Origin of the sequence: Pricia antarctica (assembly GCF_900101815.1) — a bacterium.
Lineage (GTDB): Bacteria > Bacteroidota > Bacteroidia > Flavobacteriales > Flavobacteriaceae > Pricia > Pricia antarctica.
The window spans coordinates 1-16,760 of the sequence record NZ_FNAO01000019.1 but is presented as its reverse complement, the minus strand read 5'-3'; the positions used below and the strand labels follow the sequence as shown (position 1 = coordinate 16,760).

The following is a 16,760-nucleotide window of genomic DNA, read 5'->3' as shown; positions in this document are numbered from 1 at the left end:
ACGCTAGGTCGCATTCCAAAACCGGTCAGATAAAAGATCTGACCAATTTTGGAATGGAGAAAAAATGAACCGGACAGAGTTTAATTTACACACCCGGGGATACCTAAAATATCTCCTTTACCTGAACATACTGAAGTAGCATAATAGTTTTCGCATCCTTGATTTCACCGTTTTCCACCATTCGGATCGCTTTGTCGATTTTCAGTTCCAGAACCTCGATTTCTTCTTGTTCGTCATCCGCTCCTCCACCTTCGCCGATTTTCATTGATTGCGAATATTCCGCGATGAAAAAGTGGACGATTTCCGTAACTGAACCAGGAGACATATAGGCTTCGAAAATCTTTTTGACGGACGAAATTTGGTATCCGGTTTCCTCCTCCGTTTCCCGTATGATGCAATCTTCGGCATTATCGTCGTCCAACAGGCCCGCGCAAGCTTCGATCAGCATTCCGGTGGCGTTGCCATTCAGATAAGTGGGCATACGGAATTGTCTCGTCAGGATTACCGTTCTCTTTTCTTTGTTGTACAAAAGAATAGTGGCCCCATTTCCTCGGTCATACGCTTCCCTGCTTTGCATTTCCCAAGTACCATCTTTTTTAAGGTAGTCGAAGGTGACCTTTCTAAGCGTGTACCAATTGTCGGAAAGTACTTCGGTCTTAACATTGCGGGTCTTGTTATTCGGCATTTGGAATTTCTTTTAAGTTGTAATATACCTTTAAACCTAATTCTGTAGCTATAACCACATCTTGGTCGGCGCCTTTGGATTCTCCTCCCATTCTCAATACCGCATCACATTTGATCAATAATTGACTGATTTTCTTGCATAAATTTACCATAAGTAGGCGAATTTTCATACTTTAAAAAAAGTAAGCGAGTTATATTTGCTCAGGTTTCCACAAGCTAAAGTCTCAAGACTACCATCCAAAAAAATCGATAAACAGAAAATTTGTCGAAAGGTATTTATACCTCGACCGCCTTCAGCGTTGGAATAAATAGTAGATGGTGAAAAACGCTTCCCGCTTCAAAATAGTAAATGAACTCTTCTAATTAAAGCCCCAAGTGTGTCTCTTTTCTCCTAGTACTACCAAGGGAATAAGAGCATTATCGGAAAAAATCCGCAATTCGGTCAAATTTAGTGGCTATTTTGTTATTCAGACCTGTCCTTTTTATTTGGGCTTTGTTTTCTTTGTCCTCATTTTTAAATGGGGAAATAAATGATTTATGAGCTCACTTATGAATCGGTTGCCAAAAAAGGCTTGCTAGCTGCGGATGTACACGCAATTCTGGAAACCTCAAGGGCGAGGAATGTAGAAAGAGGTATTACCGGATGTTTGGTATATTACAATCGCAGGTTCATTCAAATTTTGGAAGGCAATCAGCAAACCCTACAAGAATGCTATCAAAAAATTCAAAAAGATAGTCGGCATCGACAGGTGCGGATCATCGCCGAGAACGCTGTTGAAAAAAGAACGTTTTCAGAGTGGGGCATGGCGTATTTTCCGATCGATGAAAATAATGTCAATCACAGCGAACTAGAGCAATTTAGACGTAACTTGAAGTTACTCGCCGATTTTTCGAAACCGGAGAGTTTGAGCAGTATTCTGTTCTGGGTAAAAGTCAAGGCTTTGTTGGCCGAACCGCCTGGATTATTCCTTTGACTTAAAAACAAGACCACCAAAACTTTCGGAAATCTTTTGATGATATTAGAGGGTGCACATACATTTACGTTTCTACTTTGCTATTAAAAGAGTTGGAGTTAAAAAGTCCATTAGATAGATTTTTACCTTACGTTCAAAAATTACCTATAGACCTTATATGCCTTTTGCTGTTTATTATCAAACGTTAATTATGACATTTCCAGTTTTCATTCCAGTTAATACATATTCGTACGCTTCTGAAATATTATCTAAGCAATACTCCCTGTCTATTACGGGTTTAAACATTTCTTTTTTCAAAAGATCACAAATAAAAGGTATCGTTTTATGCTTACTATAGGGTATCGGAAAAATTACTTTTTTAGTACTTGAAATTGAACTTAATAAAGCGTAAAATATATTTTGGGAGTAAGGCCCTAAATCTGAGGATATATAAACCCCTTTTTCTTTTAATAGTGATTTACATTTTCCAAATGTACTTTTACCTACAGCATCGAATATAAAATCATATTTTTCTTTATCGTTTGTAAAATCTTCCTTGGTGTAATCATAAATTTTGTCAGCACCTAAAGATGTTATCAATTTGATGTTATTTGTATCGCAAGTAGCAGTTATTTGTACGTCGTATTGTTTAACAAATTGTAAGAGAGCAGAACCAATTGCCCCAGTTGCCCCGTTAATCAGAATTCGGTGTCCAGATTGAATATTAACTTTGTGAACGAAAGTATAGGCATAGTTTGCCCCTTCTAAGCTTGCAGCGGCTTGTTTATAGTCTATTTTTTCAGGAATAGGAAATAGAGCTTCTTCTTCTGATGTTATATATTCAGCCTGTGATTCTGAACCGGTGTCATTAAAACCGAATACCCTATCATTTACACTAAAAGACGTAACATTTTTCCCTATTCCCACCACTTCGCCGGCAAAATCTGTACCCAGTATAACTTTTTTTGGTTTGAAGAGTCCTAAGACAAGTCGCATTATTACAAATGGTTTTGCTGTAAGGTTGGCACAATCTGTCCTATTTACCGTAGTAGCATAAACTCGTATTAATACCTCACTGTCTGTTGGGACAGGTTTTTCGATATTTTCAATTTTAATGTGATCTGGGGAGCCATATGTTCTACGTATAGAGGCTTTCATCTTTTAATTTTAGCATTGAAGGTATTAGTTGAGAGGGTGTCAGACGGTATTCTGTGATGAGGCGCAAAAAGAGCTTCAACCTTAACCGCGGCCTTATATTGTTGTTCATGATAATGCATGGAAGCTTCAAGTTGAGTTTTGTTTGTTGCAAACTGAATTGAATCCCCATTTGCTGGACGCCCCGATGCCAGTATTTGGTTAAGGTAATTCGTTTCTTAAACGGTTTTTAAGATTAACGCACACCATGCACGGCCATCTCCAGCGTATATACCGAATCCATGGCCGTTATAAAAAGTGTTTTCTGTTCGGGCCCCGCAAAGGTGATGTTGGCCGTCCATTTTTCAGGTACGGGGATGTGTTGTATTTTTTTTCCGTTTTTGTCGAAAACGGTGACACCGTCTCCGGTCAGGTATACGTTGCCCAGATTGTCTAAAGTCATACCGTCGGAGCCCATATCGGCAAATAATTTTTTGTTTGACAGAGATCCATTTTCCTCAACGCTATACACATAGGTTTTTTTGGTACCATTGTCCGACACATACAAGGTTTTGCTATCGGGAGATCCGATGATACCATTAGGTTGATCGAAATTATCGTCGGCCACGATTTGCGGAGTATCGCTGCCAGATGCCAAATAATAAACACGACGGGCATCTTGTGGCGGCTCGTTATGAGTCCACCAGCTGCGTTGGTAATAAGGGTCGGTAAAGTAAATGCCCCCCTTGCCATCGACCCATAGGTCATTCGGTCCATTGAGTTTTTTTCCCTTGAAATCGTCGATGAGTACGGTCACATTTTTACCAGAATCGATGCGCCATAATTGGTTTTTTTCATCGGCGGCGGAAAGCAGGTTCCCCTCCTGATCAAAATAGAGTCCGTTTGACCGCCCCGCGGGTTTCATGTAATCGGCAACGGAATTGTCGGCCGCGGTCCATTTTAAGATACGGTCGTTGGGCTGGTCGGTAAAATAGACATCGCCGTTGCTGTCGACGGCAGGTCCTTCAGTAAATTCGTAATCATCGGCGACCAAAGTGAGCTCGGCACCGTCGGCGATAATTTTTGGGGTCTGTGCTTTTTGTGCCTTGCAGGAAGTAAGGCAAATGATAACGGAGATGATTGGCAGGGTGATAGCCTTGAAATGTTTTTTCATAAGAGGTATGTATGATTGAAAAGTGAGTTTCGCACCTATGTCGGGCGGCTTTTATGTACGTTACAAATAATCGCTAAGGCTTAGTGGGTTTCCACCCAGGCCCCCTAACGAACCTACCCGGAAACGCACCCGTATGCTCACCATTTTTTAACACCTGTGTTCCGTTTACGAACACCCGTAGCATCCCCGTTGCGTATTGATGCGGTTTCTCGAAAGTAGCGTTATCCTTTATCTTTTCCGGATCGAAAATTACTACATCGGCATAAAATCCCTTTTTTAGGGCCCCGCGTTTCTTTAGCTTTAGGTTGGTAGCAGGCAAGGTCGTGAGTTTAAAAATGGCTTCTTCCAGCGGAATTACTTTTTCTTCGCGAACGTAGTGGCCCAAAAGCCGGGCAAAGGAGCCATAGGCCCTAGGGTGTGTGCTCTGTTCCAAGAAAACACCCTCATTGGTATAGGATCCGGCATCGGAGCAAATACTCATATAGGGCAGTTTTAATTTCTTTTTGATGTTATCTTCCGACATTGAAAAATAGACCACTTGAATTCTGCTGTCATCTTCATAAATAAGATCGACGAGGGTCTCGTTGGGCGATTTTTTTCTTTCGGCAGCCACTTCGGCGAGAGTCTTTCCGATAAGATTCCGCATGGCTTTTTGACGAAAACCGACCAATAATATTTTGTCGGGCGGGACATGAAAATCGATTTCGGCCATCATCCTGCGGCGTTGTGCGGGCTGCTCAATAAGCTTCATCGTGGCATCATGTCCACCTTCCTTGGCCCAGGCCGGCAGCACCACGTTAAGTCCCGTTGAACTAGCGTTGTACATATACATATCCGTCGTGATCGGCAATCCCCTGTCCCGGGCATTGTCCACCATCTGAATGGCGCTGTCCAATAATTGCCAATTGGCATTTCCGGAGGCTTTAAAATGATAGATTTCCGCAGGAAGTGCCGCTTTTTCGGATATGCTGATCAGTTCCTGTACGGCGTCGAGCAATCCGCCTTCCTCATCGCGAATATGGGAAATATACATACCATCGTATTCGGAGACCACCTTGGCCAGTTCGATAATTTCATCGGTATTGGCATGGCCGCTGGGTACGTATATCAAAGAGGTGGAAAGACCAACCGCACCTTCCTCCATGGCCTGCCTCGTCAAGGTTTTCATGGTTTCCATTTCGGTGTCCGTAGGCGGTCTGTTTTCATAGCCGATGGTATGCTCCCGTAAAGTGCCATTACCCAGAAATGAGGCAATATTGGTTGAAACCCCTTTATCTTCCAAAAATTCCAGATATTCACCCAGCGTGGTCCAAGAAATCGCATACGTAATGTCTTCCTGATCTTCCTTCATCTCCTTTTTCATGGCTGCGGTCAAAGGCCCCATGGAGCTTCCCTCACCCAGTACTTCCAAAGTAACACCCTGTCTGATATCGCCCTGTGACCGCCCGTCTTCGATCAAGGATTCGTTGGCCCAGCTCAGCATATTGATGAAACCGGGGGCAACCGCTAGTCCCTTAGCATCGATTTCCAGAGTGCCGGTCGCTTTTTCGAGCGTGCCGATAGCGGCGATGGTATCGGCGTAGATGGCGATATCCCCCAGGTAGGAGGGTTTGCCCGAACCATCTAAAATCCGTCCGTTCTTGATCAAGATGTCGTAAGGCACAACGGTATTACAGGCGCAGATCAGGCCTGTACATACCATGGAATATATAAATCCTTTTAACTTCATAGGAATTTTTTGGTGGAATCAAACCTTAAAGGTCTTTCAAAAATAATACCCGCAATGTATGGGCAGTTATTTCTGAACAGACCCTAAGTCGCATCTTACCTATTTTTTAAGAACGCCATATTCTCTTTCATACTTTCAAAAGGCGTGCTCGCATACTCTTCCTGTTCGATATAGATATGTTTTACGCCGGATTCCTTTTGATGTGCCATTATGCCGTCGAGGTCCAAGCCACCTTTTCCAAATTCCGTGCTTTCCTTTTTATCCATGTCCATATCCTTCAGATGCCAAAGGGGGAAGCGACCGGGATACTGTTCAAAATAGTCCAAAGGATCTTTTCCGGCTACGACGACCCATCCCAAATCTAATTCCATGTGTACCAGATTCTCATCGGTATTGTCCATTAAAACATCGTACAATACCGTTCCGTTATCCGATTCGAATTCATATTCGTGGTTGTGGTAGCCGAATTTGAGCCCCAATTTTTTACAGGCTTCCCCGGCGGTGTTGAACTGTTCGGCCACCTTTTTATAGTTGTCGACCGTTTGGCCTTTACTGGGTAGCGACGAACAGATTACGTATTCTTGTCCTGATGCAACCGCCTGCTCCATCGTGTGCTGAAAATCGTCGTCTAGGGCGACGTGGCCGCTGGTCAGTTGCATTCCCAAATCTTTACACGCCTTTTTTATTTCTTTGGGTGCAAGGCCATAATAAAGGCCCTTGTCGCTCCGGGCAGATTCGATTTCTTTAAAGCCGATGTCGGCAATTTTTTTCAGGGTGCCCATCGCATCCTTGGCCATAGCATCCCGAAAGGAATAGAGTTGTACCCCAAATTTCTGGTCTTTATTTACGGCGAAGCTAAAAGTGGGTAGTAACATAGTTCCGATTGCCAGAGCGCCCGATTGTCTTAAAAAAGTTCTACGTGTTTTCATAAAATAAAATGTTGAACGGATGAAGATACTGAAATTTAGCGAACTCACAGGGATGTGATAATCGAAACTATTGACAACCTATATTAGGTAAGCAATGCTTACTTTTAGCCGATGAAAATATTCCAATGCCAGCAGTGCGAAAACCCGCTCTATTTTGAGAATACGAAATGTGAGGTCTGTGGAGGTAATCTTGGATATTGTGAGAAAACGTGTACTTTGGCAACGTTGGTTAAGACGGATAACGATACGGATGTAAACTCGCATACGATCTATACTTTGTTGCAGGATGATGGCTCGCAATACCGATATTGCAAAAATTTCGGACACAAGGTCTGCAATTGGATAATCAATACGGATGATGCATCGGAATTCTGTACGGCCTGTGCCCTAAACCGCACCATCCCCAATCTTCAAAAGCAGAAAAATTTACGGGAATGGCGGAAACTCGAGCGCGCTAAACACCGTTTGGTCTATGCCCTGCTGCGATTCGGACTTCCGGTCATCGATAAGGACGAGGCACCGGAAAAGGGATTGGCCTTCGATTTTCTGTCGGACGCAACTGCATCCGGCAATGCGCGGCCCATCCGCACCGGTCATCTCAATGGATTGATTACCATAAATGTAGCGGAAGCTGATAACGTGCATCGCGAGTATATGCGCAAGCAGATGGCCGAGCAGTACCGCACCCTGATCGGGCACTTTCGGCACGAAGTGGGACATTATTATTGGGAATGGCTGATTCGCGACCGTCCGGAAATCCTAAAAAAATTCCGAAAACATTTTGGTGATGAGCGGGCGGATTATGGTGAGGCCCTGAAAAAACACTATCAAAACGGACCTCCAAAACAGTGGCGGCAAAGCTATATCAGTAAATACGCAGCCTCGCACCCTTGGGAAGATTGGGCCGAAACCTGGGCACATTACCTGCACTTGGTGGACATGCTCGAGACTGCTTTTTATTTCGGGATTACTACTGGTGAGGCATTCCGTGATAATTCCCCCTTAAAAATGCAGGCCGATTTCGACCCCTACGAAGAAGCGCATTTCGCCAAAATAATGAAGGCCATTGTGCCGCTGACCTTCGCTCTGAACAGCCTCAACAGAAGCATGGGACAGAAGGATATCTATCCGTTCGTCATTCCCCAAAAAACCGAAAAAAAGCTCCAGTTCGTCCATCGGCTGTTGCATGGGAAATTATAAGATCGGATTACCCTGAAATAACGGCCTGACCGATGCATAAGATGCCTCCCGTTCAGCTATTTCATGGTTTTCACTGGGGAAAACGTAATCCCTCCCCTTTTGTATCCCACGAGTAAGGCGAGAGGAATGCAGGGTATGGAGATGTGGTAGTTACGGATCAATCAAGTTTAAATTTCTGATTATGTCGTGTGGGGTCTGGCCTACCCCCGAATAGATAAGTATCTTTGCAAAAATTTTAGGAGGATGAATTCCAGACAAACACAACTACAGGCTTTCGACCGTTTGCTGACCATCATGGACCAGCTTCGCGCCCAATGTCCGTGGGACAAAAAGCAGACCATGCAAAGCTTGCGCCATCTCACCATAGAGGAAACCTACGAATTGGGGGATGCTATTTTAGAGGATGATCTGGAGGAAATAAAAAAGGAGTTGGGCGACGTACTCCTGCATATCGTTTTTTATGCCAAGATCGGTTCTGAAACCAATGATTTTGATATGGCGGATGTCTGTAATGATATTTGTGAAAAGCTGATCAATAGGCATCCGCATATCTATGGTGATGTCGAAGTAAACGACGAAGCGGACGTAAAACGGAATTGGGAAAATATCAAGCTCAAAGAAGGAAAAAAGTCCGTACTTGAGGGCGTACCGAAAGGCCTACCCGCCCTGGTAAAGGCCAACCGCATTCAGGATAAGGTTGCCGGCGTCGGCTTCGATTGGGAAAAACCCGAACAGGTTTGGGAAAAAGTGCAGGAAGAACTCCAAGAATTTAAGGAAGAAATCGAATTCGGCAATGCCGAAAAAATGGAGGCGGAGTTCGGCGACGTCATGTTTTCCTTGGTCAACTACGCCCGTTTTTTGGATATCGATCCGGAAAACGCGCTCGAACGCACCAACAAAAAATTCATCGGCCGCTTTCAATATCTGGAGCAAAAAGCTAAGAAGCTCGGCAAACCGCTAAAGGACATGACGCTGGCCGAAATGGATGTTTTTTGGGAAGAAGCGAAAAAGGCCGATAATCGCAGTGAACGATAGCAGAAGGGGTTTGCAGTTTTTGAACGGTTTATGGAACTTTAAAGCTTAAATCGCTTCAACCCGCAAACTCCCAACACAAAACGAACTTCCCTTTGAGAGCATACACAAAAGAATTCCGCTACAATATCAAGCTTGCCGTGCCAGTAATCATGGGCATGTTGGGCCATACCTTTGTGCAGCTGGCCGATAATATCATGGTCGGGCAATTGGGTACGGCTGAGCTGGCTGCTGTTTCTTTAGGCAACAGTTTTGTTTTTATCGCCATGTCGCTGGGTATCGGATTTTCCACCGCGATCACGCCTCTAGTGGCCGAGGCTGATGGTGCCGGTAACCAAGCGGACGGAAAAAGCGCCCTAAAACACGGACTGGTGCTATGTACCGTTCTGGGCCTGGCTCTTTTTGGCGTTATCTTGTTGGCCAAGCCCTTGATGTATTTGATGGAACAACCGCCCGAAGTGGTGGAACTGGCGATTCCCTATCTCGATTTGGTGGCGTTTTCGTTGGTGCCGTTGATTATTTTTCAGGCCTTCAAGCAATTTTCGGAAGGGCTCTCACAGACCAAATATCCCATGTATGCCACTATTTTGGCCAACGTGGTCAATATAGTATTGAACTATCTGCTGATTTTCGGTTCATTGGGTTTCCCTGAAATGGGCATCGTGGGCGCGGCCATTGGTACCTTGGCTTCCCGATTTATAATGGTCGCCTATCTTTGGTACTTGCTTAAACGTAGGGAAAAATTCCGCTTTTACGTAACGGGATTCAATTTTCGGAAGATAGAACGACGGGTGATGGACAAAATTATCAGCTTGGGCTTTCCGTCGGCGTTGCAGATGTTCTTTGAGGTCGCCATCTTTACCTCGGCGATCTGGCTAAGCGGTGTTTTAGGAAAAAACGCACAGGCCGCCAACCAAATTGCCCTAAATCTGAGCAGTATGACCTTTATGTTCGGTATGGGCCTCGGGGTAGCGGCCATGATCCGCGTAGGCATCCAAAAGGGATTGCGGAATTTCAAGGAATTGCAGCGTATAGCGAAATCCATTTTTCTGTTGACTTTTTTACTCGAAATCGTATTTGCGGCCTTATTTTTACTTGGTCGCCATTGGTTTCCATCCCTTTATCTCGATGTAGACGATGTATCGAACATGGCCGACAATACCGAAGTAATCACGCTGGCGGGGGAGTTGTTATTGGTGGCCGCGTTCTTCCAGATTTCCGACGGTATTCAAGTGGTCGTCTTGGGCGCTTTACGCGGACTGCAGGATGTCAAGATTCCTACGTTGATTACCTTTATCGCCTATTGGGGCATCGGTTTCCCGGTGATGTATTATCTGGGGCTCAAAACCGATCTAGAAAGTACCGGTATCTGGTTCGGACTGTTAGCGGGTCTCTCCGCTTCGGCGATTCTGTTGTATATTCGCTTTAATTATCTCACGAATAAACTGATTGGATAGAAGGCGTCGGGGTTTAATGTATTTGTGGATAAGTATACTATAATCTGGCTGAAAACTTGAAAATAATACTTTAAAATATCCTTCGCATATCCGCTTAAAATAGGCAAGCTCAGCGCATAGTTTTCGGATAGGTAAGATACTTCAAAATAAAAACTATATAATGGAATTCCCAAAATTTATTTTAGGTGATAACACCGACTATCCAACGGCCATATTCGTCGTCCATACCGAATATCCAAGATTTATCATTAACCTCGAGAACGATGAGGTCGAATGGCTCGAAGATTTTTCTAAAGAAGATGAAGAAGAGCTGGAAACGGAAGCCGAAAGCCTTATTGAACAGGCGAACACGTTCTATGATCGGGAAGTTTCCCGCTACGAGGACTAGTGTTTTTTAAAAACAGAACTACAAAAAATCAACACCAGTTGCTAAACTATAGCGGTTAGTTTTATCTGTAAGACGATGCTTGATAACCTGATACATTACGATAAAGAACTCTTCCTCTTTCTCAATACTTCGGGAAATGAAAACTGGGATGCGTTTTGGCTCCTGATGAGCGATAAAACCGGTTGGATCAATATTTCCGTTTATGTATTGCTTTTACTACTTTCTTACAGCTATTTAGGATTGAAAAAAACGGGGTTGGCCGTCGTAACGGTGGTGCTGATGATTGTCGCGACCGACCAGTTGGCCAACCTTTTCAAATACGGCGTTGCGCGCCTACGGCCATGTTACGATCCCGAAGTCAGCGATGCCATGCGATTGGTAAAAGGGTATTGCGGCGGCAAATTCGGTTACTTTTCCGCTCATGCGGCCAACCATTTTGCGGTTGCGTTTTTCTTTACCTTAGTGTTAAGGCCCAAATTTCGCTACTTGGGAATTTTCCTGATGGTCTGGGCGTTTTTGGTAGCTTATAGTAGGATTTATATCGGTGTCCATTTTCCTTTGGATGTCCTTTCCGGGGCCGTAATCGGGGTGATTTTAAGCAGCTTGTTCGTAAAGTTCTTTATCTTTGCCGTTGCTAAGTTCCCTAAATGATACCCAACCTCAGGTACTGGTTTTTGTTGGTTTTGATCGTATTGGTGTATGTCGCCGGTTCGTTTGTTACTTTGATGGAGAACGATTCCGCGCAGTTTGCCGTCATGGCCATGCGCATGTATCAGGAAAACGATTTTATCAACCTCTTCAAAGGTTCGGAAGAGTATTTGGACAAGCCCCACATGCATTACTGGCTAGCGGCGCTTTCCTACACTATATTCGGACTCCATGATTGGGCCTACCGCATCCCTGGAATTTTAGTGACGTTGCTCGGTGCCTACAGCTGCTTCGGCTTGGGCAGATTGCTCTATACTATTGATACCGGAAAAGTGGCCGCCTTGGTCTTTATGACGGCGCAGACCATTATGTTATCCGCAATCGATGTCCGCACCGATGCCGTGCTTACCGGCTTTACCATTTTCGCTATTTGGCAATTAACGGTCTACATCGAAAAAAGATCCCTTTTGGCCCTAATTTTAGGGGCGTTGGGCGCTGGGCTCGCTTTTTCCACCAAAGGGCAGATTGCCTTGCTCGTGATCGGTATTGCGGTGCTTTGCCATCTGGCCTACACCCGTAAATGGAGGGCTTTAGTGAACTGGAAGGTACTTGTGGCCTTATTTGTCTTCGCCTTGGCCATTACCCCTATGCTTTATGCGTATTACCTGCAGTTTGATATGCATCCTGAAAAAATCATTCGGGGTAGGGGAGACCGTAGTGGCCTCTTTTTTATTTTTTGGGAACAAAGTTTCGAACGCCTTAGCGGCGAGGGTATGGGCGCCAATAGCAGTGACTATTTCTTTTTCTTCCACACTTTTCTCTGGGTATTCGTTCCTTGGACGATCTTGGGGATTGTCGCCTATGCAACTAGGATAAAAGCGTTGTTCAAAGTGAAATTCGCCTACAAACCAAAGTATGAGTTTTTGACCTTGGGTACGATAACCTTGTTTTTTCTGATTGCCAGTTTTTCACAGTTTAAGCTGCCGCATTACCTGAATATTATCATTCCCCTGTTCTCGGTACTGACCGCATCCTATATCCATGACCTGTATAGGACGACCCGTACAAAACCGGTACAAATTTTATTGGGCGTACAGTATTTTATTCTGAGTATTGTTTTTGTCGCTACCCTATTGATTTGTTTTTTTGTGTTTCCCTTCAAGCATATTTACGCCTCCATTTTACTGATCATTCTATTATTGGTCATCACTTACTTTTGTTTGAAGCGAGAAGCCTATTATTTGCGTATCCTTACCCTCTCGGTATACAGTTCACTGTTGTTAAATGCCGTTCTCAACCTACATTTCTATCCGAATCTATTGATGTATCAAGCCGGTTCCCGCATGGCCGAAGTGGTTGCCGAAGAACAGATTCCCGTGGATACTATCTATAAATTAGGGGATTTTCATACGTGGTCGCTTGACTTCTATAACCAAAGACCGGTGGGAATCCTATCGCTCCAAAATCTGAGGAAAAAGCATAACCTTTGGCTCTATGTGAACGATACAGAGCTTCAAAAACTACACGACCAAGGTTTTGATTGGGACCGACAATACACCAAACCACATTTCAGGATTACACGCCTGAGCAAGAAGTTTCTAGATCCATCCACTCGCAAAAGAACTTTAGACACTATGCATTTGATTCATATGTATTGAAGTCCCGGTTCAAAATCAGATGCAAATGCAGGGTTCGCTACTGTCGAATCCTCCATATCAACTGCCCATCGTTGGTGGTTTGACCTATTCCCTTTATAATGTAAGGTATGGCTGGGTGGGCTTAAACTGCTAGAAAGTAGCGATTAAATATTGAATTTAAGGTCTACTGTTACCGCTAATACTGCTGGCGTTGTCACTTCCCACTTCCAACCCCAGTTTCCTAAAATGAAAATAAACCCCTAAAAGTGAAACAAAAGCGGTGATACCGAAAAACATCATACTGATACCGATAGAAGTATCCTGATTCAGTCCCAACCAAAGGGCACCGTAGTAAAAAGTCACCTCGCGACTCCCAATACCTCCGATGGTCAAGGGTACCACGGAAACGATTGAGGAAATCAAGAAAACAAAAAGGTAGGCAAGAATATCGTTTTCTATGGATAGGGCATTTAGAATACAGTACAAACTGGCCAGTTGTAGGCCTTGGACTAGCGCGGAATACCCTACCGATCTCCAAAAAACAGGAAACACATAATCAAAGAAGCGTTTGTTAATTACCCAAAACAACAACATACTGAAGACGATGGCAAATCCAAATAGAAAACGATATTCCATCAACAACATATCTTTTAGGCCCATGGTCAATAGGCAGGCATAAACGAACAGCAGTAACATGCCGCTCAACCTATCGAGCAATAATACCGCAACAACCCGCTTGGTACGGACCTCGAACTTTTTTCGGATAAGATAGCCTTTGTAGGCATCCCCACCGATTCCACCCGGTAGAAAAAGGTTGTAGAACATACCTAGCAAATACAATTTCAAGTTGCTTTTTTGGGTGAGAAAAACCCCCAGCTGATGAAAATACAGGTTGAGCCGAAAGGCCGAAAAGATTTTTGAAGCGATGAAGAACAGCAGTGCCAAAACGATGTAGCCCGACCGGGATTTTTGAAGGATATCCCAGACTTCCTGAAAATCGACCTTGGTAAACACAAAATAGACCAAGAGCAGACTGATGACGATTTTGAGTAGGGCTATCCCTTTTTTACGCCACTTTGCCACCGACGGATATTTTTCTGATACGGTACGGCCTTTTTTGCTGCGATTCGTAATACGTACGAATCAGCAGTTCCATAACGATACCGATTGTAAATAACTGAATGCCCGCCATAATAAACATCAGTCCAAAAATCAGCAAGGGCCGTGTACCGATATCCTGACCAAAACCAAATTTCACGATGAGCAGGTAGATATTTATAAACACACCGATGATGATCAGAAAAAATCCGAAAATACCGAACAGGTGTATAGGCCGTTGAAAATATTTGCGGATAAACAATAAGAGCATCATGTCGGCTACGACCTTGAACACACGTTCGAGCCCATATTTAGAAACCCCGGAATGCCGAGCGTGGTGTTTTACCGGCACCTGTTTTATCTGGGCACCTTCCAGATGGGCGAGCAGGGTAATGAAACGGTGCATTTCGCCGTATAGGTTTAGGTCTTTGGCGACTTCCCTTTTAAAAATTTTTAGGGCACATCCATTATCCTTGATATCGAGCTGGGTCACCCGACGCACCAGAAAATTGGCGATTTTAGAGGGTATTTTTTTTATGAGGGAATCTTGCCGTTTTTGGCGAATTCCGGTCACCAGGTCAAAATCTTGGTTTACGGCATATTCCAACATCTGCGGAATATCGCTGGGGTCGTTTTGCAGGTCACCGTCCATGGTGATGATATACTCCCCTTTGGCGTAATCGATGCCTGCGGCCAGGGCTAGGCTCTGTCCGTAATTCTTTTTGAGGACGATGAGGTGCACTTTGTCATCCTTCATATCGGTAATGACCTTTTGCGTGGCATCCGTAGAAAAATCATCGATATAAATAATCTGATATTCGTAACCGGCTAGTGCCTCGTGAATTTTTTGCGTTAGGAGCCCTACATTATCGGCTTCATTATAAAGCGGTATAACGAGGGAAAGTAGTGACGAGGTTACGGGATGCATGTTTTGAATATCGATTTACGGACAAATTTAGCTTTTGTTTTTAAACATACCTATCAATTCTGCCGCGGCCTGGAATGGAGAGATAGTTTCGGCCATCACTTCGGTTACGAATTTCTCGATTTCCGGGGCGATGTTCCCGTTTTGAAAGAATTCCGATTTTAAACGTTCTTCGATCGATTCATACAGCCAGTTTCTGTTTTGTCGTTTGCGTTTTTCTAGAAAATATCCGGATTTTTTATTTTGTTCGATGTAGCCTTGAATCATCTCCCAAATAGCATCGATACCCGAATTTTCGGTTGCCGAACAGGTCAAAACTTTGGGTATCCAGCCGTTTTCTTTAGGGGGATATAGGTGTAGGGCCCTTTTAAAAGCTCCGGCTGCCGCCGCAGCTTTTTTGATATTGTCGCCATCGGCTTTGTTGACCACCAGGGCGTCCGCCATTTCGACGATGCCCCGCTTAATGCCTTGCAGTTCGTCGCCCGCACCGGAAAGTTTCAATAAAAGAAAAAAATCGACCATGCCGTGTACCGCCGTTTCGCTCTGTCCCACACCCACTGTCTCGATGAGCACTATATTGTAGCCCGCAGCTTCACATAAAATGATAGTCTCCCGAGTCTTGCGGGCAACTCCGCCCAAGGTTTCCCCCGATGGCGAGGGGCGTATAAAGGCTTTCGGGTTCTTGACCAGTTCATCCATACGGGTTTTATCCCCAAGAATACTGCCCTTACTTTGTGTACTGGTAGGGTCCACGGCCAATACGGCCACGCGGTTTCCCTGAGCGTTCAGTTGTGCCCCCAAAGCTTCGATAAAGGTACTTTTACCTACGCCGGGTACGCCAGTGATGCCAATGCGGATGGCATCCCTTTTTTGGGACAGGCATTTTTGGACTATCGCATTGGCTTTTTCGAGATGGTCTTTCCGGTTGCTTTCGACCAAGGTGATTGCCCTGCCCAAGGTTGATGAATCTCCCTTGATTATACCTTCCACTAAAACATCCACGGAGGGCATGCGCTGCCTTTCCCTTTGGAGTTTTGAAATCTGCCCTGCGTCCGTATGTTTTTGATTGCCCAAGCTTCGGTATCTACTCTGGTTCCAGTTCGAAATCACAAAATACGGAATACTTTGGTTTTTCGATGGATATTTTCCTTTTCACATAAGTTTAATAGCTCATATTAGCTTTTTCAAGGGTACCAAGGTATCTTCGAAAAGAATTCAATACACTAAAAAATAGATAGACATGAAAACTATTTTCAAGACTAAAGTAACAAATACAGGCGGTAGGGCCGGACACGTAAAAAGTAAGGATGGTGCCCTCGATTTACCCATAAAGATGCCGGATGCCGAAGGCAAGACGGATGGGAAGTCAACCAATCCCGAGCAACTTTTTGCCGCGGCATACGCCACCTGCTTTGCCGGAGCCATTCAAGTGGTTGCCAAAGACCATAAGGTAGATGATCTCGGTGATTTTAAAGTAACCGCCGTGATAAGTTTCAATAAAGACGATGACGGATTTTTCATTGGTGCCACCCTAGATTGCCTGCTGCCCACGGTAGATACGGAAATGGGAGAGAAACTGGTGAACGCCGCCCATGAAATTTGCCCGTATAGCAAGGCCACACGTGACAATATCACTGTGAAATTAAATTTGTTGGTAGAAGATTAATTAAATCTCCAGAGAGTGTAAACTGAACTCTGTCTGAAATAAATTTTAATCATTAATTTTATTCAGACAGAACCATGAGAAAAGAAGAACAAACGGAATTCGAGAA

Annotated in this window: 17 protein-coding genes; 8 read left to right on the top strand and 9 right to left on the bottom strand. The window is 44.3% G+C overall.

Annotated elements, in window-relative coordinates; genetic code table 11:
- Positions 1–103 precede the first annotated feature (103 nt).
- Together nudK and BLT07_RS20100 are read right to left on the bottom strand one after the other, a co-directional pair.
- Positions 104–685: a GDP-mannose pyrophosphatase NudK gene (nudK, locus tag BLT07_RS20105; RefSeq protein WP_091874321.1), complete on the bottom strand. Its 582-nt coding sequence runs from the start codon at positions 683–685 to the stop codon at positions 104–106.
- Positions 675–854, bottom strand: coding sequence for a hypothetical protein (locus BLT07_RS20100; RefSeq protein WP_091874318.1), 180 nt, complete (start codon positions 852–854; stop codon positions 675–677). The genes nudK and BLT07_RS20100 overlap by 11 nt, the downstream gene beginning before the upstream one ends.
- A gap of 360 nt (positions 855–1,214) precedes the next feature.
- On the opposite strand from BLT07_RS20100, the gene BLT07_RS20095 reads away from it, so the two are divergent.
- Positions 1,215–1,658 (top strand): BLUF domain-containing protein, encoded by a 444-nt coding sequence (locus tag BLT07_RS20095; protein ID WP_091874315.1) that lies wholly within the window; start codon positions 1,215–1,217, stop codon positions 1,656–1,658.
- Between the two features lie 177 nt (positions 1,659–1,835).
- Here the strand turns inward: BLT07_RS20095 and BLT07_RS20090 are convergent, their stop codons facing one another.
- The 4 genes from BLT07_RS20090 to BLT07_RS20075 form a co-directional block, all read right to left on the bottom strand.
- A complete protein-coding gene (locus BLT07_RS20090; protein ID WP_091874312.1) occupies positions 1,836–2,795 on the bottom strand; it encodes an NAD(P)-dependent alcohol dehydrogenase in 960 nt (319 codons plus the stop codon).
- 232 nt (positions 2,796–3,027) lie between these two features.
- A complete protein-coding gene (locus tag BLT07_RS20085) occupies positions 3,028–3,945 on the bottom strand; it encodes an SMP-30/gluconolactonase/LRE family protein (protein WP_091874309.1) in 918 nt (305 codons plus the stop codon).
- Between the two features lie 73 nt (positions 3,946–4,018).
- Positions 4,019–5,674, bottom strand: coding sequence for an N-acyl-D-amino-acid deacylase family protein (locus tag BLT07_RS20080; RefSeq protein ID WP_091874307.1), 1,656 nt, complete (start codon positions 5,672–5,674; stop codon positions 4,019–4,021).
- A 95-nt stretch (positions 5,675–5,769) separates the two neighbouring features.
- The gene (locus BLT07_RS20075) at positions 5,770–6,603 is read right to left on the bottom strand and encodes a sugar phosphate isomerase/epimerase family protein (protein WP_091874304.1); all 834 of its coding nucleotides are present in this window, start codon (positions 6,601–6,603) and stop codon (positions 5,770–5,772) included.
- 111 nt (positions 6,604–6,714) lie between these two features.
- On the opposite strand from BLT07_RS20075, the gene BLT07_RS20070 reads away from it, so the two are divergent.
- The 6 genes from BLT07_RS20070 to BLT07_RS20045 all read left to right on the top strand — a co-directional run bounded on the left by BLT07_RS20070 (position 6,715) and on the right by BLT07_RS20045 (position 12,986).
- Positions 6,715–7,803 (top strand): zinc-binding metallopeptidase family protein, encoded by a 1,089-nt coding sequence (locus BLT07_RS20070; RefSeq protein ID WP_091874302.1) that lies wholly within the window; start codon positions 6,715–6,717, stop codon positions 7,801–7,803.
- A 243-nt stretch (positions 7,804–8,046) separates the two neighbouring features.
- On the top strand, positions 8,047–8,838 hold the full coding sequence (gene mazG, locus BLT07_RS20065) for a nucleoside triphosphate pyrophosphohydrolase (protein ID WP_091874300.1): 792 nt from the start codon (positions 8,047–8,049) through the stop codon (positions 8,836–8,838).
- 92 nt (positions 8,839–8,930) lie between these two features.
- Entirely contained in the window at positions 8,931–10,292 is a 1,362-nt protein-coding gene (locus tag BLT07_RS20060; protein WP_091874298.1) for an MATE family efflux transporter, read from the top strand.
- Between the two features lie 160 nt (positions 10,293–10,452).
- Positions 10,453–10,680, top strand: a complete 228-nt coding sequence (locus tag BLT07_RS20055) for a hypothetical protein (protein WP_091874295.1) — start codon at positions 10,453–10,455, stop codon at positions 10,678–10,680.
- A 75-nt stretch (positions 10,681–10,755) separates the two neighbouring features.
- A complete protein-coding gene (locus tag BLT07_RS20050) occupies positions 10,756–11,331 on the top strand; it encodes a phosphatase PAP2 family protein (protein WP_091874292.1) in 576 nt (191 codons plus the stop codon).
- Positions 11,328–12,986, top strand: coding sequence for an ArnT family glycosyltransferase (locus BLT07_RS20045; protein WP_091874290.1), 1,659 nt, complete (start codon positions 11,328–11,330; stop codon positions 12,984–12,986). Before BLT07_RS20050 ends, BLT07_RS20045 begins: the two co-directional genes overlap by 4 nt.
- A 156-nt stretch (positions 12,987–13,142) precedes the next feature.
- On the opposite strand, the gene BLT07_RS20040 is transcribed toward BLT07_RS20045, so the two are convergent.
- The 3 genes from BLT07_RS20040 to meaB are packed head-to-tail and all read right to left on the bottom strand — an operon-like array spanning position 13,143 to position 16,062.
- Positions 13,143–14,048, bottom strand: coding sequence for a lysylphosphatidylglycerol synthase transmembrane domain-containing protein (locus BLT07_RS20040; protein ID WP_091874287.1), 906 nt, complete (start codon positions 14,046–14,048; stop codon positions 13,143–13,145).
- Positions 14,032–14,991: a glycosyltransferase family 2 protein gene (locus BLT07_RS20035; RefSeq protein ID WP_091874285.1), complete on the bottom strand. Its 960-nt coding sequence runs from the start codon at positions 14,989–14,991 to the stop codon at positions 14,032–14,034. The genes BLT07_RS20040 and BLT07_RS20035 overlap by 17 nt, the downstream gene beginning before the upstream one ends.
- A gap of 27 nt (positions 14,992–15,018) precedes the next feature.
- Entirely contained in the window at positions 15,019–16,062 is a 1,044-nt protein-coding gene (gene meaB / locus BLT07_RS20030) for a methylmalonyl Co-A mutase-associated GTPase MeaB (protein ID WP_245726623.1), read from the bottom strand.
- A gap of 166 nt (positions 16,063–16,228) precedes the next feature.
- Here meaB and BLT07_RS20025 point away from each other — a divergent pair, with 166 nt between their 5' ends.
- Positions 16,229–16,654 carry an organic hydroperoxide resistance protein gene (locus BLT07_RS20025; protein WP_091874281.1) on the top strand — a complete coding sequence of 142 codons (426 nt, stop codon included), beginning with the start codon at positions 16,229–16,231 and terminating at the stop codon, positions 16,652–16,654.
- Positions 16,655–16,760: the final 106 nt, after the last annotated feature.